At 60.4% G+C, this 20,051-nt stretch carries 15 protein-coding genes; 7 read left to right on the top strand and 8 right to left on the bottom strand.

Annotated elements, in window-relative coordinates:
* Positions 1 to 323 precede the first annotated feature (323 nt).
* From KGB29_RS03285 to KGB29_RS03270, 4 genes are all read right to left on the bottom strand, one after another.
* Positions 324 to 1,643 carry an MFS transporter gene (locus KGB29_RS03285; protein WP_150813328.1) on the bottom strand — a complete coding sequence of 440 codons (1,320 nt, stop codon included), beginning with the start codon at positions 1,641 to 1,643 and terminating at the stop codon, positions 324 to 326.
* Between the two features lie 314 nt (positions 1,644 to 1,957).
* The gene (locus KGB29_RS03280) at positions 1,958 to 3,283 is read right to left on the bottom strand and encodes a sigma-54-dependent transcriptional regulator (protein WP_008052500.1); all 1,326 of its coding nucleotides are present in this window, start codon (positions 3,281 to 3,283) and stop codon (positions 1,958 to 1,960) included.
* Positions 3,277 to 5,043: an ATP-binding protein gene (locus KGB29_RS03275; RefSeq protein ID WP_150813327.1), complete on the bottom strand. Its 1,767-nt coding sequence runs from the start codon at positions 5,041 to 5,043 to the stop codon at positions 3,277 to 3,279. Before KGB29_RS03275 ends, KGB29_RS03280 begins: the two co-directional genes overlap by 7 nt.
* A gap of 236 nt (positions 5,044 to 5,279) precedes the next feature.
* Complete coding sequence (locus KGB29_RS03270; protein WP_057396275.1) at positions 5,280 to 6,803, bottom strand: fumarate hydratase; 1,524 nt, start codon at positions 6,801 to 6,803, stop codon at positions 5,280 to 5,282.
* Between the two features lie 493 nt (positions 6,804 to 7,296).
* On the opposite strand from KGB29_RS03270, the gene KGB29_RS03265 reads away from it, so the two are divergent.
* From KGB29_RS03265 to KGB29_RS03255, 3 genes are read left to right on the top strand one after another with little or no spacing between them, the layout of a single operon-like run.
* Positions 7,297 to 8,403: a GGDEF domain-containing protein gene (locus KGB29_RS03265; protein WP_057713488.1), complete on the top strand. Its 1,107-nt coding sequence runs from the start codon at positions 7,297 to 7,299 to the stop codon at positions 8,401 to 8,403.
* Positions 8,396 to 9,331 carry an iron-sulfur-binding ferredoxin reductase gene (locus tag KGB29_RS03260; RefSeq protein ID WP_150813326.1) on the top strand — a complete coding sequence of 312 codons (936 nt, stop codon included), beginning with the start codon at positions 8,396 to 8,398 and terminating at the stop codon, positions 9,329 to 9,331. Before KGB29_RS03265 ends, KGB29_RS03260 begins: the two co-directional genes overlap by 8 nt.
* Positions 9,332 to 9,360: 29 nt before the next feature.
* Entirely contained in the window at positions 9,361 to 10,110 is a 750-nt protein-coding gene (locus KGB29_RS03255) for an enoyl-CoA hydratase-related protein (protein WP_150813325.1), read from the top strand.
* A gap of 208 nt (positions 10,111 to 10,318) precedes the next feature.
* Here KGB29_RS03255 and pyk read toward each other — a convergent pair whose 3' ends face one another.
* Positions 10,319 to 11,770: a pyruvate kinase gene (pyk, locus tag KGB29_RS03250; protein WP_007978464.1), complete on the bottom strand. Its 1,452-nt coding sequence runs from the start codon at positions 11,768 to 11,770 to the stop codon at positions 10,319 to 10,321.
* A 208-nt stretch (positions 11,771 to 11,978) separates the two neighbouring features.
* On the opposite strand from pyk, the gene KGB29_RS03245 reads away from it, so the two are divergent.
* Both KGB29_RS03245 and KGB29_RS03240 read left to right on the top strand, forming a co-directional pair.
* The gene (locus KGB29_RS03245) at positions 11,979 to 12,362 is read left to right on the top strand and encodes a tetratricopeptide repeat protein (RefSeq protein ID WP_057713491.1); all 384 of its coding nucleotides are present in this window, start codon (positions 11,979 to 11,981) and stop codon (positions 12,360 to 12,362) included.
* A 235-nt stretch (positions 12,363 to 12,597) separates the two neighbouring features.
* The gene (locus tag KGB29_RS03240; RefSeq protein ID WP_150813324.1) at positions 12,598 to 12,957 is read left to right on the top strand and encodes a PilZ domain-containing protein; all 360 of its coding nucleotides are present in this window, start codon (positions 12,598 to 12,600) and stop codon (positions 12,955 to 12,957) included.
* A gap of 37 nt (positions 12,958 to 12,994) precedes the next feature.
* Here the strand turns inward: KGB29_RS03240 and KGB29_RS03235 are convergent, their stop codons facing one another.
* Both KGB29_RS03235 and KGB29_RS03230 read right to left on the bottom strand, forming a co-directional pair.
* On the bottom strand, positions 12,995 to 14,323 hold the full coding sequence (locus KGB29_RS03235; protein WP_150813323.1) for a DUF58 domain-containing protein: 1,329 nt from the start codon (positions 14,321 to 14,323) through the stop codon (positions 12,995 to 12,997).
* The gene (locus tag KGB29_RS03230) at positions 14,320 to 15,321 is read right to left on the bottom strand and encodes an AAA family ATPase (RefSeq protein ID WP_150813322.1); all 1,002 of its coding nucleotides are present in this window, start codon (positions 15,319 to 15,321) and stop codon (positions 14,320 to 14,322) included. Before KGB29_RS03230 ends, KGB29_RS03235 begins: the two co-directional genes overlap by 4 nt.
* A gap of 237 nt (positions 15,322 to 15,558) precedes the next feature.
* Between KGB29_RS03230 and KGB29_RS03225 the strand changes: the two genes are divergently transcribed.
* Both KGB29_RS03225 and KGB29_RS03220 read left to right on the top strand, forming a co-directional pair.
* On the top strand, positions 15,559 to 15,759 hold the full coding sequence (locus KGB29_RS03225; protein WP_218543245.1) for a DUF6602 domain-containing protein: 201 nt from the start codon (positions 15,559 to 15,561) through the stop codon (positions 15,757 to 15,759).
* Between the two features lie 460 nt (positions 15,760 to 16,219).
* The gene (locus KGB29_RS03220; RefSeq protein WP_150813321.1) at positions 16,220 to 18,730 is read left to right on the top strand and encodes a putative bifunctional diguanylate cyclase/phosphodiesterase; all 2,511 of its coding nucleotides are present in this window, start codon (positions 16,220 to 16,222) and stop codon (positions 18,728 to 18,730) included.
* A 171-nt stretch (positions 18,731 to 18,901) separates the two neighbouring features.
* On the opposite strand, the gene KGB29_RS03215 is transcribed toward KGB29_RS03220, so the two are convergent.
* Positions 18,902 to 20,029 (bottom strand): DUF4350 domain-containing protein, encoded by a 1,128-nt coding sequence (locus KGB29_RS03215; protein ID WP_191626097.1) that lies wholly within the window; start codon positions 20,027 to 20,029, stop codon positions 18,902 to 18,904.
* Positions 20,030 to 20,051 lie beyond the last annotated feature (22 nt).

Raw genomic sequence — 20,051 nt, 5'->3', positions numbered from 1 at the left:
CTTTTCCGCTTTCAAGGACTGAGTGAGCGCATCGCAATGAATCGATCAGGCCGTTAAAGGTTGGGCGGCGAGCATTAACGCGTGATTAATCGGCTCTTTTACCTGGATGACGGATTTTTCATGAAGCCTTTGTCCATTTTTCAGTGTGGCATCGCCGAGCCTGGGTTTGGCTGTCATGACTATGCTGGCTTGATACCGAGTCGGCTCCATTCGCGAGCAAGCCCGCTCCCACATTTAACCGGGTTGTTCCAGAAGGAACGCGGTCGAATGTGGGAGCGGGCTTGCTCGCGAAGAGGCCGGTACAGCCAGCTTCGATCTATCTGTCAGTCAGTGACGATCCGCGAATGCTTGCGGGTGTCTTTCATGGTGATGTACACCAGCAACGACACGGCAATACACGCGGTGACGTACCAGTAGTAACCCGTCTCCATGCCGATGCTCTTGAACCACAGCGCGATGTATTCAGCGGTGCCGCCGAAGATCGAGACGGTCAGTGCGTACGGCAGGCCCACGCCCAGGGCGCGGATCTCGGTCGGGAACAGTTCGGCTTTCACCACGGCGTTGATCGAGGTGTAGCCGCTGACGATGATCAACGCCGCCATGATCAGGAAGAACGCGCCCCACCAGGTCGTAATGGTGTGCAGGGTGGTCAGGATCGGTACGGTGAACAGCGTGCCCAGGATGCCGAAGGCAATCAGGATCGGCCGACGACCGATTTTATCCGACAGCCCGCCGATGATCGGTTGCAGGCACATGAACAGGAACAACGTGGCAGCGGAAATGGTGGTGGAGTCGGAAATGCTCATGCCGACGGTATTCACCAGGTATTTCTGCATGTAGGTGGTGTAGGTGTAGAACGCCAGCGTACCGCCCATGGTCAGGCCGACCACGGTCATCAGTTCCTTGGGGTGGCGCATCAAGGTGCGCATCGCGCTTTCCTTGGCTTTTTCTTTCTTGGTGAAGGACTCGGTTTCTTCCATGCCACGACGCAGGTACAGCGCAACCACGGCACACAGCGCGCCGATGGCGAACGGGATGCGCCAGCCCCAGGCGTAGAGCTCCTCGGTGGTCAGGAAGTTCTGCAGGACAATCAGCACCGCCAAAGCGATGAGCTGGCCGGAGATCAGGGTCACGTACTGGAAGCTGGAGTAGAAACCGCGACGTTCCTTGGTCGCCATCTCGCTGAGGTAAGTGGCGGAGGTGCCGTATTCGCCACCCACCGACAGGCCTTGCAGCAAGCGCGCGAACACCAGCAGGATCGGCGCGCCGATGCCGATGACTTCATAACCCGGGCTCAGGGCAATCAGCAGCGAGCCAAAGCACATCAGGTACACCGAGGCCATCAGGGCCTTTTTGCGCCCGACCTTGTCGGCATACAGACCCATCAGCCAGCCACCGATCGGACGCATCAGGAAGCCCACGGCGAAGATCGCGGCGGTGTTGAGCAGTTGGGCGGTGGTGTCGCCTTTGGGGAAGAAGGTTTTGGCGAAGTACAGGGAGAAGGCGGCGTAGACGTACCAGTCGTACCACTCGACCATGTTGCCAACGGAACCGCTGAAGATCGACTTGATGCGGCTGGAAGTGGTTCTTTCTTTGGCCGGCGTGGCAGCCGACCCAAGCGGCAGGGAGTTGGAGTTATCCATTGAAGGATCCTTCATTTAATTGTTTTTGTGGAGCGCGATGAAACGCAGCCTGCCAGGGCTATAGCAGGAGGTGTGCCAACGGGGAGAGGGCCGGTTTAGAGGGGGTGGAGTGTTTCGGTGAGCGGAAATCCGCTTATCTTTTGTTGGTGGTGAGCGGAAAGTTGCTTATTCGGGCTCCTGGGTTTGTGTCGCCTGTACCGGCCTCTTCGCGAGCAAGCCCGCTCCCACAATTGATCTGAGACGTACACAAATCTTGTGTTCACTGGAGATCCACTGTGGGAGCGGGCTTGCTCGCGAAGAGGCCAGTTCAGGCGCTACAAAAACATCTCCCGGCTCAACCCATGCCGCTGCATCTTTTCATTGAAGGTCCGGCGTGGCAGTTGCAGTTCTTCGAGCACCGCTTTCACATCGCCCTTGTGCCGGGTCAATGCCGCACGCAGGCATTGCGCTTCGAACGCTTCCTGCTGAGCCGCCAGTGACTGGCCGGGCTCGATGCCCAAGGGTTCCGGTTCACCGAGCCCCAATACCTGACGCTCGGCGACATTCGCCAATTCGCGCACGTTGCCTGGCCAGTCGTGGCTCAGCAGGTGACTCAACTGGGCGCCGCTCAACGGCGGAAATTTACGTCCCAGGCGTTCGGCGGCGTTTTGGGCAAATGATTCGAACAACAGGGGTATGTCTTCACGGCGTTCGCGCAAGGGCGGCAGGCGTAGCTCAGCGACGTTCAAGCGATAGGCCAGGTCTTCGCGAAAACGTCCGGCCCGCGCTTCGTCGAGCAGGTCCGGCTTGGTCGCGGCAATGATGCGCAAATCCACGCGGATGCTCTGGTTCGAGCCCAGCCGTTCAAGCTTTTGCTCCTGCAACACCCGTAGCAGTTTCACTTGCTGGGCCAACGGCATACTTTCGATTTCATCGAGAAACAGTGTGCCGCCGTCGGCGTACTCGAGCTTGCCGATGCGCTTGCCGGACGCTCCGGTGAACGCACCGCTCTCGTGACCGAACAGCTCGGCTTCGAACAATTGCTCGGGGATGGCCGCGCAGTTGAGTGCGACAAAGGGCTTGTCGGCCCGCGGCCCGAAGTCGTGCAGGCAACGCGCGACCAGTTCCTTGCCGCTACCGGTTTCGCCGCGAATCAGCACGTTGACCGGCAGTGCTGCCAGGTCCAAAACTTGCCGACGCAGGGTCTGTAGACCCCGAGACACGCCGAGCAGCGTGGCATCCAGTTTGGCGCGGTTGTCCGCCTGCTCGTGCAGCGCGCGGTTTTCCAGCACCAGCCGGCGTTTGTCGAGGGCGCGGCGCAGGCTGCCGAGCAGGGTTTCCGGGCTGAAGGGTTTTTCGAGGAAATCGTAGGCACCGTCGCGCATGGCTTCGACGGCCATCGGTACATCGCCGTGACCGGTCAGCAGGATCACCGGCAAATCGGCATCCCGGCGTTGCACCTCGGCCAGCAGTTCGAGGCCGGTCATGCCGGGCATGCGCACATCGCTGAGAATCACCCCGGCAAAATGCCTGGGCAATTGCGCCAGGCATTCATCGGCGCGACTGAACAACTGCACCTCGAAACCCGACAGGCTCAACCATTGCTCGACGGCACTGCGGATGCTGCTTTCGTCGTCGACCACGATCACTGAGTTCAGCATGGTTTATGCACCTCCAGGTCGATGGGCAAGGTCACGGTGAACACGGCACCTTTGTCATGATTGTCGGCACTCAAGCGCCCGCCGGATTCGTGAACGATGGCAAACGATACGGCCAAACCGATCCCCAGGCCATCGCCCACCGGTTTGGTGGTGAAGAACGGATCGAAGACCTTGGACAGGTTCTCTTCGGCGATACCGCCGCCGTTGTCGATCACACTCAGGCGCCATAGTTGTTCGTCGGCTTCGAGGCGGATTTCCAGGCGTTTGCAGGGTTTATCCTGCATCGCATCGAGGGCATTGCGCAGCAGATTGATCAGCACCTGTTCCAGGCGAATCGCATCGCCACGCACCCAGGCCGGGCGGGTCAGATGCAGCACGGTGCTGACCTGTTCGTCGCGCAGCCGAGTGTCGAGCAGTTGCAGCGACTGATCCACCACCGCCGCCAGGTCCAGGCGTTCGCGCAAACCGCTGGGGCTCTTGCGGGCGAAGGTTTTCAGGTGGCCGGTGAGGGCCGCCATGCGGGTGAGCATTTCATCCACCGGCTTGAGCGCCTTGTAGGCGTCGTCGACGCGGCCGTTGTCGAGCAGCAGGCGCAAGGTCGCCAGCTGCATGCGCTGGGCGGTGAGCGGCTGGTTGATCTCATGGGCCAGGGCGGCGGACATCTGCCCCAGCGCCGCGAGTTTGGCCGACTGCACCAGACCTTCCTGGGCGGTGCGCAGGTCGCGGGTACGCTCTTCTACAAGCTGTTCGAGTTCTTCGCGACTGCGCTGACGCAGTTTGGCCAGGCGCCAGCGCTGGTTGAGAAACAGCAGCAGGAACACCAGGGTCAGCCATAGCCCGGCCGCGGCGAGGGCAGCATTGCGGCTGTCTTCGAAGGCGACTTGTGGGCGCCGCAGCAGGTGCAGGGTCCAGCCCTCGGTATTCAGCGGCAGGGATTCCCACAGGTAATCCGCCTTGCCGTCGGGGCCGTCGACCCGAGCCAGGTCGCTGTTATCGTCGAAGCGCCGCAACGATTGAAACTCAAGCGGCGTCAGCGGCTGCTTGTCGTACTGGCGGGTGGTCTTGAGTTCGGCATGATCGCTGTCGCTCAGCGGCTTGAGCAAGCGATAGCGCCAGCCCGGCTGGTTGGCGATGAAGATTATTCCACGTGCGTCGCTGACCAGCAGTGTGTCGCTGCCCTGGCGCCACTCGCGTTCCAGTTCGGGGAATTCCAGTTTCACCACCATGGCGCCGAGGAACCGGCCATCGTCATCGCTGACCGCGCTGGAGAGGAAGTAGCCGGGAATTCCGCTGGTCACCCCCACGGCGTAAAAGCGCCCGGTGCCCTGGGTGCGGGTCTGGTTGAAATAGGGACGGAAACCGTAGTTGTGGCCGACATAACTGCTGGGCAAACGCCAGTTGCTCGCCGCCACGGCGAGGCCGGTGTGATCGAGCAGTTCCAGGGTCGATGATTGGGCGGCGCCGTTGATTTTTTCCAGTTTGCGGTTCAATGCGTCCTGCTGTTCGGAACTGACCTTGCCCTTGAGCGCCGAGCGCAGCTCCGGGTCCAGCGCCAGCACCGCGGGCAGGGCGCGGTAACGTTCGATCAGGGTATGCAGGGACGTGGCATACAGTGCCAGTTGCTGATTGGCGCGAGCCGCGTCTTCGACCATTGACTGGCGCACGGTGTGGCGCATGGCCAGAGTGGCCGCGATGGCAGCACCGGCAATGATCAATACGGTATAGAGCGCCAGGCGCAGGGATCGAGATGACTCAAACATGCAGGGCTTACACAAGGAATACGGAGGGGGCGCACGATAACATGAGCGACTTGGCCCTTGTAGGAGCGAGCCTGCTCGCGATGGAAGTCAACGATAACGCGGGGCATCAGACAGCCCGTGTCGTCCATGCGTCCATGCGTCCTTCGCGAGCGGGCTCGCTTCTGCAGAGGGATGGCCTGGCAATAAAAAAGGCGACAGGGATAACCCTGTCGCCTTTTCTGGAACAGTCCAAGCGCTTACTGCACTTCTACCGCCAGGCTTTCACTGATCTTTTTCTGCCAGATGGCAGGACCGGTGATGTGTACCGACTCACCTTTGCTGTCGACGGCAACAGTCACAGGCATGTCTTTCACGTCGAACTCGTAGATCGCTTCCATGCCCAGTTCGGCGAAAGCCACCACGCGGGATTTCTTGATCGCTTGCGCTACAAGGTAAGCCGCGCCGCCGACTGCCATCAGGTAGACGGCCTTGTGGTCCTTGATCGCGTCGATGGCGGTCGGGCCGCGCTCGGATTTGCCGATCATGCCCAGCAGGCCGGTTTGCTCGAGGATCTGACGGGTGAACTTGTCCATCCGCGTGGCGGTGGTAGGACCGGCCGGGCCAACCACTTCGTCACCAACCGGATCGACCGGGCCGACGTAGTAGATGAAGCGACCCTTGAGGTCCACCGGCAGGGTTTCTCCCTTGTTCAGCATCTCGACCATGCGCTTGTGCGCAGCGTCGCGGCCGGTGAGCATCTTGCCGTTGAGCAGGACGGTTTCGCCCGGCTTCCAGCTCTGCACTTCTTCCGGGGTCAGGGTGTCGAGGTTGACGCGACGGGCCGACGGGCCGGCTTCCCAGACGATTTCCGGGTAGGCGTCCAGCGGTGGCGCCTCCAGCGAAGCAGGGCCGGAACCGTCGAGCACGAAGTGTGCGTGACGGGTGGCGGCGCAGTTCGGGATCATGCACACCGGCAGCGAAGCGGCGTGAGTCGGGTAGTCCATGATCTTCACGTCGAGCACGGTGGTCAGGCCACCCAGGCCCTGGGCGCCGATGCCCAGTTGGTTGACCTTCTCGAACAGCTCCAGGCGCATTTCTTCAATGCGGTTCTGTGGGCCACGGGCCTTCAGTTCGTGAATGTCGATGGATTCCATCAACACTTCCTTGGCCATGACGGCAGCTTTCTCGGCGGTGCCGCCGATGCCGATGCCGAGCATGCCCGGTGGGCACCAGCCGGCGCCCATTTCCGGAACTGTCTTGAGCACCCAGTCGACGATCGAGTCGGACGGGTTGAGCATGGCCATCTTCGACTTGTTCTCGGAACCGCCGCCCTTGGCTGCCACGTCCACTTCCACGGTGTTACCCGGAACGATGGAGTAGTGGATGACCGCCGGGGTGTTGTCCTTGGTGTTCTTGCGAGCGCCCGCCGGGTCGGCGAGGATCGAAGCACGCAGGACGTTTTCCGGCAGGTTGTAGGCGCGACGTACGCCTTCGTTGATCATGTCGTCCAGGCCCATGGTGGCGCCATCCCAGCGCACGTCCATGCCGACACGCACGAACACGGTGACGATACCGGTGTCCTGGCAGATCGGGCGGTGGCCGGTGGCGCACATGCGCGAGTTGATCAGGATCTGTGCCATCGAGTCGCGGGCCGCTGGCGATTCTTCGCGCAGGTAGGCCTCGTGCATCGCCTGGATGAAATCCACGGGGTGGTAGTAGGAAATGAACTGCAGGGCGTCGGCAACGCTCTGAATCAGGTCGTCTTGCTTGATCACGGTCATGAGTCGCGCTCCTCTAAAAGACGGGAACATTCAATAAGGTGCTTGCAGCTTGGGTGCATCGGTCGGTTGCAAGCACCTTTCAAGGCACGCCGGGCAAGCTGGCGCGACGCTAAAAAGGCGCGGCAGTATACCGCGCCTCGCGGACAGGCACACGCGCCGGCAGTCAATCGTTGGTCGCATAGAAGCAGCTGCAAGCGGCAAGATTGAAGCTGCAAGAGGAGTGCGTGGCTTTTGTGGCGAGGGGGCTTGCCCCCGTTGGACTGCGGAGCAGTCCCGGTAACAGACAGGTCGTTGTGTCAGGCGGATTGTTTTCACCGTTTTTGCGGCTGCTTCGCAACCGAACGGGGGCAAGCCCCCTCGCCACAGGGTCGCGCAAGGCTCGACCGTCGATCCCGAAAATTGAATGGTCATTTATCGGCCACGCCACTAAAGTGACATTCGGTCTGTAGAGTAGGACGCTCTGTCAGTCTCCTTTCATTTGGTGAATCAACGATTGACCCAAAACGCCATCCAGCGCCTGTTGCTCAAACGTTTCGCCCTCGCGGCCGGCACCTATGCCCTGGCATTGCTGTTGCTGTGGCTGGCGTTTTTTACCGGTCACTACAACGCGCCGCTTTCCAGTGTCGCCATCGGCAGCGCACTGGTAGTGATCAGTCAGGCCATCCTGTTCGCGGTGTTCTACAGCGGCTGCAACCTGCGCTTCGCCGACCCCAGCCTGACCGAGGCACAAGTGTTGCTGGGGCTGGGTTGGCAAACCTGGCTGATTGCCCATCTGGACGAAGCCCGGGGCGCGTTTCTGGTGTTTTACGTGCTGATCCTGCTGTTCGGCCTGTTCCATCTGTCTCGCCGGTCTTTAGTACGATGCGCGCTGCTGGTGTTTTTGAGTTTCAGTGCGATCACGCTGTGGGAGGGCTACCACTTCCAGCTGCCTGACCCGGCTATGGCGGTGTTGCAGGTCTGTGTGCTGTTCATCGTGCTGGTGTGGCTGGTGCTGTATGCCCGCTATGTCCAGGCCTCGCGACAACGCATGCGCCAGCGGCGTTTTGCCTTGCAGGCGCACCAGGACACGTTGCGCGGGATGATGCGTCAGCTCGAAGACCTGGTGGCCACCGACGAGCTCACGGGCCTGTTCAATCGTCGGCATTTCCTGCGCCTGGCGTCACGCGAGCTGAACGCCATGGACGCCGGTGTCGTGCATGGCCTGGCGCTGATCGACCTCGACCATTTCAAACGCATCAACGACCTGCACGGTCATGCCGCCGGCGATCAGGTGCTGCAAGCCTTTGCCGGCGTTGCCAGCGCGTGCCTGCGTGACGGTGACGTACTGGCTCGCTACGGTGGCGAAGAGTTCGTGGTGCTGCTGCCCGATTGCGATGCCGACAGTCTGACTTCGTGCTGCGAACGGCTGCGCATCGCGTTCACCGATGTCGAGCTGATTGGTCTGAATGTACGCAACCTCAGCCTGTCCGCCGGCATGACCCTGCTGGAATTGGGTGACGACCTCGATGATGCGTTGCAGCAGGCCGATCAGGCGCTCTATCGCGCCAAGCGTGACGGCCGCAACCGATGCGCGGCAGCGTGGGAGAACGTCGATGCCTGAGCTGCGGGTCGGCGAGCGCCATTGGTCGGTGGCGGCGGGCAGCAATCTGCTCGATGCGCTGAATCAGAACGGCGTGCCAGTGCCTTACAGTTGCCGCGCCGGCAGTTGTCATGCGTGCCTGGTGCAGTGTGTGCGGGGCCTGCCGAACGACAGCCGCCCCGATGCCTTGAGTGCACCGCAGCGTGAACAAGGCTGGCGGCTGGCGTGCCAGTGCCAGGTGGTCGAGGACTTGCAGGTGCACGCCTTCGACCCGCAAACCGATGGTCATCCGGCCGAAGTCGCGGCGGTCGATTGGCTGACTACCACGGTGCTGCGCTTGCGGGTAATCCCCCAGCGACCGTTGCGTTATAGCGCCGGGCAGCACCTGGTATTGTGGGCGGGCAGCGTGGCGCGGCCGTATTCCCTCGCCAGCCTGCCGCAGGAAGACCGTTTTCTGGAGTTTCATCTCGATTGCCGCACGCCCGGGGAATTCAGCGATGCCGCCAGGCAAATGCGCATCGGCGATCCGATCCGTCTCGGTGAACTGCGCGGCGGTGCCTTGCATTATGACCCTGACTGGCACGCCCGGCCGTTGTGGTTGATGGCGGCCGGCACCGGATTGGGGCCATTGTTTGGTGTCTTGCGCGAAGCATTGCGCCAGGATCATCAAGGCACCATCCGCGTCATCCACCTGGCCCATGATGCCGATGAGCACTACCTGGCCAAACCCCTGCAAGCCATGGCAACCAGCCGTCCGAACCTGAGTGTCGAACTGTGGACCCCGGCCGAGTTGCCAGCGGCTTTGGCGCAACTGCGGCTTGTTTCCCGGCAAACCCTGGCCTTACTCTGCGGAGGCCCCGACAGTGTCGACGCCTTTGCCCGGCGTCTGTATTTGGCGGGATTGCCGCGCAATCAACTGCTGGCCGATGTGTTCCTGCCCCGTGGTTGAGCGCTGACTTTTCAGACGCGAGACCTGCCATGACCGATGCTATCCAAGTTGAACGCGAACGCGGCCTGTTGACCCTGCGCCTGAATCGCCCGGACAAGAAAAACGCCCTGACCCGCGCCATGTACAGCCACTTGGCCGAGGCGCTGAAACAGGCCGACAGCGACCCGAATGTCAACGCCGTGTTGATCACCGGCTCTGCCGAATGCTTCACCGCCGGCAACGACATCGCCGATTTCATCCAGCAACCGCCGAACAGTCTCGACAGCCCGGTGTTCCATTTCATGCTCAACTTGCTCGAATGCCGCAAACCGGTGGTCGCCGCAGTGGCCGGAGCGGCGGTGGGCATTGGTACGACCATGTTGCTGCATTGCGATTTGGTCTACGTCAGCCGCGACGCCCGCCTGCGCATGCCGTTCGTCAACCTTGGTCTTTGCCCGGAGTTCGGCTCCAGCCTGATCCTGCCGCGTCTGCTCGGGCAGGCCAAGGCGGCGGAGTTGTTGCTGCTCGGTGAAGGTTTCAATGGGGAGCAGGCTGCGGCGTGGGGCATTGCGTCCGAAGCGCTGGGCAGTGGCGAAGAAGCCTTGGCCAAGGCGCGGGAGATGGCCCTGCGATTCGAGTCGCTGCCGCCGGAAGCGGTGCGCATCAGCAAGCAATTGATGAAAGCGCCGGACCGGGAGCTGTTGCGCAAGGTGATTGAAGAGGAGGGGGCGTTGTTCACTCAGCGGCTGCGGTCGCCGGAGGCGTTGGCGGCGTTGACGGGGTTTATCAAGCGGCATTGAATCTTTCGCTGACTGTACCGGCCTCTTCGCGGGCAAGCCCGCTCCCACAGGGTTTTGTGTTGGTCACATGATTTGTGAACAATCCCGGTCAATGTGGGAGCGGGCTTGCCCGCGAAGGGGCCGGATCAGACAACTCAAAAAATGGATCAGAATGCAAAAAGCCCCGCCATTCACATGGCGGGGCTTTCGTTTTTCAGCAAACAGTCACTCAGACCATCGGATCGCCAACGTGCAGGATCTTCATGCCGTTGGTGCCACCGGTAGTGTGGTAGCTGTCGCCTTTGGTCAGGATGACCCAGTCGCCTTTCTGTACCACGCCGCGCTTGACCAGCTCGTCGATAGCCTTCTGGCTGACTTCGTTCGGCGCCAGCGAAGCCGGGTCGAACGGGATGGTGTACACGCCACGGAACATTGCCGCGCGAGCCTGGGCTTCGCGGTGTGGGGTGAACGCGTAGATCGGCACCGAGGAGCGGATGCGCGACATGATCAGCGGGGTGTAGCCACTTTCGGTCAAGGCGATGATCGCCTTCACGCCCGGGAAGTGGTTGGCGGTGTACATGGTCGCCAGCGCGATGCTTTCGTCGCAGCGCTGGAATTCCTTGCCGATGCGGTGGCTGGAGGTCTTGCTGGTCGGGTGCTTTTCGGCACCGACGCAGATACGCGCCATGGCCTGAACGGCTTCCAGCGGGTACAGGCCAGCGGCGCTTTCGGCCGAGAGCATCACGGCATCGGTGTAGTCGAGCACGGCGTTGGCTACGTCGGACACTTCGGCGCGGGTCGGCATCGGGTTCTGGATCATCGACTCCATCATCTGCGTCGCCACGATCACCGCCTTGTTGTGGCGGCGTGCGTGCAGAATGATTTTCTTCTGGATGCCCACCAGCTCGGCGTCGCCGATTTCCACACCCAGGTCACCACGGGCAACCATCACCGCGTCGGACGCCTTGATCAGGCCGTCGAGGGTTTCGTCGTCGGCCACGGCTTCGGCGCGTTCGATCTTCGCTACCAGCCAGGCAGTGCCGCCGGCTTCGTCGCGCAGTTGACGGGCGTACTCCATGTCGGCGGCGTCACGCGGGAAGGATACCGCGAGGTAGTCGACTTCCATTTCCGCGGCGAGCTTGATGTCGGCCTTGTCTTTTTCAGTCAGGGCCGGAGCGGTCAGGCCGCCACCGCGACGGTTGATGCCTTTGTGGTCGGACAGCGGGCCGCCGATGGTCACGGTGCAGTTCAGCTCGGTGGCGGTGGCGGTATCGACGCGCATCACCACGCGACCGTCGTCGAGCAGCAGCTCGTCGCCCACGCCGCAGTCCTTGACCAGGTCCGGGTAGTCGATGCCGACCACTTGCTGGTTGCCTTCGGTCAGAGGATGGCTGGTGGAGAAGGTGAATTGATCACCGATCTTCAGCTCGATCTTCTTGTTGGCGAATTTGGCGATACGGATTTTCGGGCCTTGCAGGTCACCCAGCAGGGCGACGAAGCGGCCGTGCTTGGCAGCGAGGTCACGCACCAGCTTCGCGCGAGCCTTGTGCTCGTCGGGGGTGCCGTGGGAGAAGTTCAGGCGGGCGACGTCCAGGCCAGCCAGAATCAGCTGTTCGAGAACTTCCGGCGAGTTACTGGCCGGGCCAAGGGTGGCGACGATTTTGGTACGACGGACGGACATGCAAAGACTCCTGAGTTCAAGCGCTGAGTGAGGCTACTATGCTCCGAAGGTGTAGTCATTGTTCGTATGCACTACTTTTCGTGAAGAGCTTGGTTTTTTCGAAGAACCTGGTTATTGCCTTCTTTATAGAACCGCGCAACTTTGCATCCGGCAGCCTGAAGATTTCCGACCATGGGTCGATACAGCGTTCATGACAGGAGATTTTCCCATGCGTTGCGTACTCATTGCCGCCCTTGCCATCAGCGCCCTCAGCGTCACGGGCTGCACCCGTTGGTCGATGAACCATCATTTGAACAATGCCTACAAAGCCTATGACCGGGGCAATTGCGAGCAAGTCATGCTTGAACTGTCCAAGGTCGAGCGCGAAAGCCGGGCGCGACCTTATGTGTGGCCGGAAGCATCGATGATGCGCGGCCTTTGCCTGGAACGGCAGAAGATGTTTGTCGATGCGGCGCAGACGTATCAGTTCATCATCGCCTCGTACCCACAGAGCGAATACGCCTACCGCGCCCGAGCCCGTCTGGAAACCCTGCAAAGCCTGGGTCACTACCCGTTGCGCAGTGCTGCCGCGACAAAATCCACGCAGTTCTGACGGCCGCAACCCTCTGATCGCTGGCTCCCCGGCGGTGGTGAGCTATAGTCCAGGGAACCGGTTTTAGAGCGTTGTCTTTGATGAACCGGGGCAACACCTGTGACCGGCACAAGCAAGACTCTGCGCTACAAGGACTGGCGCACCGGAAGCGGGGAGAGCGGGCAAAGACTTATGCATACCCGTTCCGAAGCAGTAGTGCGGCTCTGCTTAAGAGCCTTGCATAGCGAATTTGCACATGTTCACTGACCGCCGAATCGAGCGGCATCAACTGCCGTACTTCCTGAAAGTGTTCAACGGCATCACCGGCAAACCCATCGGCTACCTGGGCAATGTCTCCGAAGACGGGCTGATGTTGATCAGCCAGCTGCCGATGATGATCGGCGCGGACTTCAGCCTGCGCCTGAAAATTCCCGCCAGCGAAGGTGGTCTGCGAATCATCGACCTGCAGGCCTGTTGCCTGTGGTGCCACGAAGACGCGACCCCCCAACATTACGACGCCGGGTTCAGCCTGCAACGGGCGCCACCGGAGTATGGGCAACTGGTAGAGGCGTTGAAGCAGTATTTCAGTTTTCTGCCGCTGCCGGCTTCGGCGTGAGATCAGTGGGAACCTGGCTGTGAGTGATTGCCCAGGCTCAGAGTCCGGTTCTCTTCCAGCCCAGGTACCGAGTCACCAACTCTGCCCCCAACTCACCGGGCCGCGCATCCATCACCAATACGCCATGAGCGTTCAAGCGCTCATGGAGTTCGGCGCGTGCATTCAGGTAGTCCACGGTCCCGCAATAGGCCAATGCTTCGGGCAAAGTCTGCACCGGTGACTGACGCAGGGTGTCGAGCACGTCTTCGCGCAGGCTCGCGACCAATACCTGATGCTGCCGGCTCAGGCGGTGGACGGCCGGAAGCAATTCATCGTCGTCCTCTTCGCGCAGGTTGGTCACCAGCACCACCAGAGCCCGGCGTTTTTGCCGTGCCAGCAGTTGCGTGGCCGCGGCTTGATAGTCGGCGCTGCGTTGGGTGCTGTTCAAGTCATAGACGGTGTTGAGCAGGGTGTTGAGATGGCTGGTGCCTTTTACCGGCGCAAGGTAGCGTGGCTGTTCGCTGGCAAAAGTACTCAGGCCCACCGCATCGCCCTGACGTAGAGCGACGTAGCTGAGCAACAAACAGGCGTTGAGGGCGTGATCGAAGTGCGACAGCTCATCATCCTGGCTGCGCATGTGCCGGCCGCAGTCGAGCATGAAAATGATTTGCTGATCGCGTTCGTCCTGATATTCCCGGGCAATCGGCGTGCGCTGGCGTGCGGTGGCTTTCCAGTCGATCTGGCGCAGGCTGTCGCCCTCGCGAAATTCGCGCAATTGATGGAACTCCAGGCCCAGGCCCCGCCGTTGTTTCTGGCGGACGCCAAGCTGGCTGAGCCAGTTGTCCACCGCCAGCAATTGCCCTTCATAGAGACGGGCGAAGTCGGGGTAGACGCGGGTGGCGTCGGGCAGGTCGAGCAAGCGTCTTTGCGACCAGAGGCCCAAGGGGCTTGGCAGGTTGATTTCGCAGTGTTCGAAGCTGAAGTGGCCGCGCTTGAGCGGGCGCAGGCGATAACCGGCCAGGCTGTGCTGGCCGGGTTGCAGCTCGACCGTCAGCGGCAGGTTTTCGAAGCTCAGGCCCGGTGGCACATGGTCGAAGACTTGTACCTTCAGCGGTTGCGCAAAGTCGTGCTCGACCGTCAGTTGCACCTCGCTCCATCGACCCAGCGCCAGGCTGCCGGGTATCTGGCGTTTCAGGTGGGGCGACGGCAAGCGCTTCACGCGCACCGCATCCAGCAGTGCCAGGACCAGCAGCGCCAGGAGCAACCCCCAGTTGATCGCCATGAGATTCGTCGGAACCGAGACTTCCAATGCCACCAAAGTGCCCGACACAATGGTGCAGGCCAGCAGGATCAACAGCCAGACGAGCATCAGGCGCGAGGGTTTCACAGGCGCGGCGCCGGCACTTGGTCGAGCAACTGCTGGAGCACCTGATCGACATCCAGACCCTCGATATCCAGCTCCGGCGCGATGCGCACACGATGGCGCAGCACGGCCAGGGCGCAGCCTTTGATGTCATCCGGAATCACGAACTCACCGCCGCGCAGCAGCGCCCGGGCCCGGGCACATCGCACCAGCGCGATGGATGCGCGTGGGCCGGCGCCGAGGATCAAGCCGGGCCAGTTGCGGGTGGAACGGGCCAGGCGCACGGCGTAATCGAGCACCTGGTCGTCCAGTGCCAGGTCGCTGGCGATGCGTTGCAGGGCCAGTACATCCCTGGCCTGCAATAACGTGCGCATCGGTTGGACATCAAGCATGTCGGCCCGGGTCGAGCGGCTGACTTGACGCACCATGTCCAGCTCCTGCTCGGCGTCGGGGTAATCCATGCGCACCTTGAGCATGAAACGGTCCAGTTCAGCCTCCGGCAACGGGTAGGTGCCTTCCTGTTCGATCGGGTTCTGCGTGGCAAGCACCATGAACGGTTGCGCAATCGGCAATGGACGGCCTTCGAGGGTGACTTGCCGTTCCTGCATGGCTTCGAGCAGCGCCGCCTGGGTTTTCGCCGGGGCGCGGTTGATTTCGTCGGCCAACAACAGGTTGGTGAACAGCGGGCCTTTGCGCAGTTTGAATTGCTCGGTCTGCAGGTCATACACGGCATGCCCGGTGACATCGCTGGGCATCAGGTCCGGGGTGAACTGGATGCGTGCGAACTCGCCGCCGAAGCAGCGGGCGAGGGCGCGCACCAACAGGGTCTTGCCCAAACCCGGCACGCCTTCGAGCAGCACGTGGCCGCCGGCGATCAGTGCCGTCAGGACGTCGTCGATCACGCTGTCCTGGCCAATCACCGCTTTTTGCAGTTCTTTGCGTACGGCCTGGGCCAGATGGCCGGCACGCTGACGCTGTTGAGCGGCATGGCTCGGTGCGTCGGGCTCGATCGGTTGACTCACGACTTCCGGAGCCTTGTTAGCAGTTACATTTGTTTTATCTTCCATAAGTCAGTCACTTATCTAATCTAACTTTTTTCACGTATTTTTTTACGCGTGGAACGAGTGAGTGACTGCCAATCTGCCTCATTGCAAACCCATGGCAACCCTTCATTTGAGCGTTCGTCAGAGGTGGAGGTTAGTCTATGACGGTCAACTGCCGACATTTCCTGCCTTGCTTGGGAGAATTTGGTTCGATGAGTGAATCAAACGCTGCTGTCGGGTCGGCACGATAAGGTGCAGCAAAGCCTTGCCGTGTCGCGGCAGTCATTCGGTCATCCCGGAACCAAGGGTGATGCGAGCGAAAAAGCATGGCTGGAGCTGCTTGAAACGTATCTGCCGCACCGGTATCAGGCGGCAACGGCGCATGTCGTAGATAGCAGGGACGGGTTCAGCCAGTGACAATTTCACAGCAGAGCAGGCCTGCAACACTCCTTCTGTCTACACAGAATTTAGCTGTGTTGCACCGACCGGTTGAATCCACAGCCGAAAGCTGCCGACCATCAAGGGCTGCTACCGAACTGGAGCAGTCGGCGAACAGAATAATGGCAAATTAGTGGCTATGCTTGGTCTGCTATCGAAACTGATCAGGCAGTCCGGCAGGCTGCGCGGAAATGACCCGCAACGTGCCCTGTGTCACTCGACTATCCTGCATGAAGCATCCAGTTCAGGGGCGCAAATCCGCAACGACACTCGGGAGCTTCGCTCACGAAAACCAGCGTGAATCCAGAACAGAGAAAAAATTTGGCTGATGCTACGCGCGGTGTGTTTTCAGGTTCAGGTGTCGGCACAAAAGGTTAACTGGTTTCCGAATACCGCTTCTATTGGTCAGTTTAGAAGGATTATGTTTGGAGATTGTGAAATGGATTCTTTCAGGGACAAAAGCGCCGCAAAGCAAGCCATACCCACCAGTTCAAATAAGCCGCGCTCGACCAAATGGCACCGCATGTACTTTTTTCTTGCGGGATTCGACGTGCTGGTTGTTGTGCTGAGCGTGCTATTGAACCACCTGATCGTCGATACCTATCACCGCTCCATCAAGGCAAACCAGTCGTGGGTCCAACAGCTGTCGAGCTATTCAACGCTGGGCAGCCTGGCTTCCACAGTCAATGCGCCGGGCAATAATGTGTTCGATACACATAATGTTGAAGCCGAATCGCGGAACATGAATGAAGCCTTGCGCGCCTTCAACGAGCATTTGGCAATGGCCAAAAAACAGTTGGAAGTACGGATCGCCAATGAGGCTGAACACAGTGCAGATATACAGGCCTTTACCCTTGCATTGAAGGATGAGGTGGGCGCAGTTGATGCCGCGATGGTCGAAATGGTGAACGAGGCCTTGTTGATCTTTTCCTACTTCAGGGAGGGTCAGTCGGATAATGCCGGCAAACGCATGGCAACGATGGACAGGAAGTTTGCCCTGTTGCTCGCCTCACTCAGTACCGTGCGGGACCGCGTTGGCCTGATTCAAAGCAAGCTCCTGGAGGAGGAGCTTGAGTCGGTCGAAGAACTGCGCCGGGTCGAATACGCGATCATGGTGTTCGTGCTACTGATGGTCAGTGCGGCCGTTATCTACGGGGGCAAGATCAGGCGCGAAATGGAGTCGCAAGCAGCCGAAAGGGAAGGTTATCTGGCAGTGCTGCGCGAAAGCGAGAAGCAGGCCCGCCAGCAAGCATCGCTGCTGGACAAGGCCCAGGACGCCATTGTCGTTCACGGGATGGATAACCGCATCCTGTACTGGAACAAAAGTGCCGAGCGTCTCTACGGTCTGTCAAAGGAAGAGGCACTCGGCAAATCGGCACAGGAGTTGATCTACCAGGGTTGTGCCGCTTTCAATGCGGCCACTGACAGCCTGATAGAAACGGGTGACCGGGCGGACGAAGTTACACTTCGACGCCGGGATGGCTGCACCATCACGCTCGAAAGTCATCGAACCCTGGTGCGAGACGATGATGGCGAGCCGCAATCCGTTCTGTCGATCAATACTGACATCACCCACCGTAAGACCGCTGAGCAAGAGGTCCAGCGTTTGGCCTTCTACGATCAGTTGACCGGGCTGGCCAACAGGCGGCTCATGTTGGACCGGTTACAGCATCTGCTGGCGGGCAGCGCCCGTAGCCTGCATACGAGCGGGATAATTCTCATTGACCTGGATAACTTCAAGGCACTGAACGACACGCTGGGACATGACAGAGGCGACATGTTGCTGCAGCAAGTTGCTCTGCGCCTTTGCGGCTGCATACGCGAGAGCGACACCGTGGCTCGCCTGGGCGGAGACGAATTCGTTGTCTTGCTGGATGGCCTTAATGAGAATCCTCCAGAAGCAGCTATCCAGGCCAAGGCTATTGGCGAAAAGATTCTCAACTCTCTGAACATTTCCTACCAGTTGGATGGATATGAGCACCACAGCACCCCCAGCCTCGGCATTGCGCTGTTCCAGGGGCAACTGAGCACAGCGGACGATATTCTGAAGCGCGCTGACCTGGCGATGTATCGCGCCAAGGCGGCGGGCCGCAATACCATGCGCTTCTTCGATCCGGAAATGCAGGCGGTTGCCACGGCACGCGCCAGACTGGAAGTAGACTTGCGCCAAGGCTTGCAGGACAACGAATTCCTTCTTCATTACCAGCCGCAGGTGAATAGTGAGGGCCGTATCATTGGCGCAGAGGCACTGATGAGATGGCAGAACCCTGAGCGCGGAGTCGTGTTTCCAGGCGAGTTCATTCCATTGGCAGAGGAAACGGGGTTGATTCTGCCATTAGGCCGTTGGGCGCTGCAGGCAGCCTGCACTCAGCTGGTTGCCTGGGCAAAACGTTCGGAAACCGCCCGACTGGGTATGGCTGTGAATGTCAGCGCCCGCCAGTTTCACCATCCGGACTTCGTCGAGGAGGTACTGCATGTACTGAGATACACGGGGGCCGATCCGAAGAAATTGAAACTGGAACTGACCGAAGGCCTGCTGATAGAGGATATGGAAGGTACTGTCGCCAAAATGATCGAGTTGAAAGAGATCGGCATAGGCCTTTCTCTGGATGATTTCGGAACCGGCTACTCGTCACTGTCATACCTGAAGAGCCTTCCGCTGGATCAACTCAAGATCGACCAGTCCTTCATCAGAGATGTGCTGGTTGATCCCAACGACGCCGCCATCGCCTGCGCGATTGTGAGCCTGAGCCAGATATTGGGGCTTTCGGTGATTGCAGAAGGTGTGGAGACAGAAGCTCAGCGCATCTTTCTGGTCAAGCATGGCTGCCAGACCTACCAGGGCTTCCTGTTTTCCCCGCCACTGCCAGCCGAACAATTTGAGGAGTATGTTCACGAAAGATTAATGGCGAGTACTGATTTCACACGGACCAAGACTAAATCGCCATAACTTCGTAGGTGCCTGGGGACGTCCGCTGTCGGCTGTGGATTGAACCCAATGCGGACGATGAGAGGTCGACTCAAATGTGGCTCGCACCCGCAACTGCCGGAGGTAGCCTCGAACAGCTCGTAAGGGCTGTCTTCTAATCCAATGGGAATCCAACACTTGTCAGGTGCCAGATCATAAGGCGTTCCTCAAGGTTTGCAGGTGGGCGACCTGGCGGCTGAATTCAACGCTGGAAAGCCGTTGTTTCGGCCGCGGGCTCATGGCCTGGCTGATGGCGCGTGTGGGTTGGCCGGTCAGGCGCGCGAGCACCAGCCATTGTTCGGCAACACCGAGCTGTTCAAAACCGGGGTGACGACGCCGTACACGCCGCAGGATGTCTTGCTGCAGGGCTTGCAGCAGGCCGGCCTGACCGTTGCGTCGCAACAGGAAGTCGGCACTGGCGCGCAGGTGCTCCTGCAATTGCCGGCGTGCTTTCGGAGCCGCTTCCAGCAGCGGTCCCTGGCGCACGCCAAAGTGCCAGAAACCCAGGCCGATCAAGGCGAGCAACGCGACCAGCGCCTGGGGGAAGTAACGCAGCAGCAACGTCAGCAGGCTGTCGTGATCGGTGTTGAAGATCAGCGTCACGCGGGTGTCGGCGGTCAGGTACCAGAGCAGCCAGGCGTTGTCGTACCGGTCGATGGCCGGGGTTTTCCACAGGTCGGCATCGGTGACCACGATGATCGAACCGAGCCCGTGGTCGAGTTGCATCATGTGCGTGGCCCTGGCGCTGTTGGCCCAGGCCAGGGCGAGGTTTTTCGGGTCTTCGAGATGGAACGCGGTATCGAAACCGGCATAGGCCGGGGCGTCTTCGTCTTCCAGATAGAGCTTGGTCAGTTGCGGGTACGGATCGTCACCGACATCCGGCGGTGGGTCCTTGAGGTCTTTGCTCAAGGACTGGTGCAGTTGCACCCGGTCGAGCAGCAGGTCATTGCTATGGCCGAGTTTTTCATCCCACAGCGACTCGGCGACGAACAGAAGCCGCCCGCCGGCCCGGGTCCAGTTCATCACCTGGTCGATCTGCCGTGGGGTCATGTTGTAGCGTTCCCCGAGCAACAGCAGGCTGTGTTGATGCGGGTCGAGGCTGGGCAGGATATCGAGGCCATTGGCGTGGCCGACCTTCAGGCCTTGCTTGCGCAGGAACAACTCGGCCGCCAGATAAGGGTTGGCTTTGGCTTCGGGGGAGGGACCGTGATCGATTTCAGTCTGGTAGGGAGTCGCCTTGAGGTACAGATAAACACTCAGCGCAGCCAGCAACACGGCCATCAACGCACCGGCTATCGAACCC

The organism is Pseudomonas sp. BF-B-30, assembly GCF_019956305.1.
Classification (GTDB): Bacteria; Pseudomonadota; Gammaproteobacteria; order Pseudomonadales; family Pseudomonadaceae; genus Aquipseudomonas; species Aquipseudomonas jessenii.
This window is presented reverse-complemented; position numbering and strand designations above follow the sequence as displayed.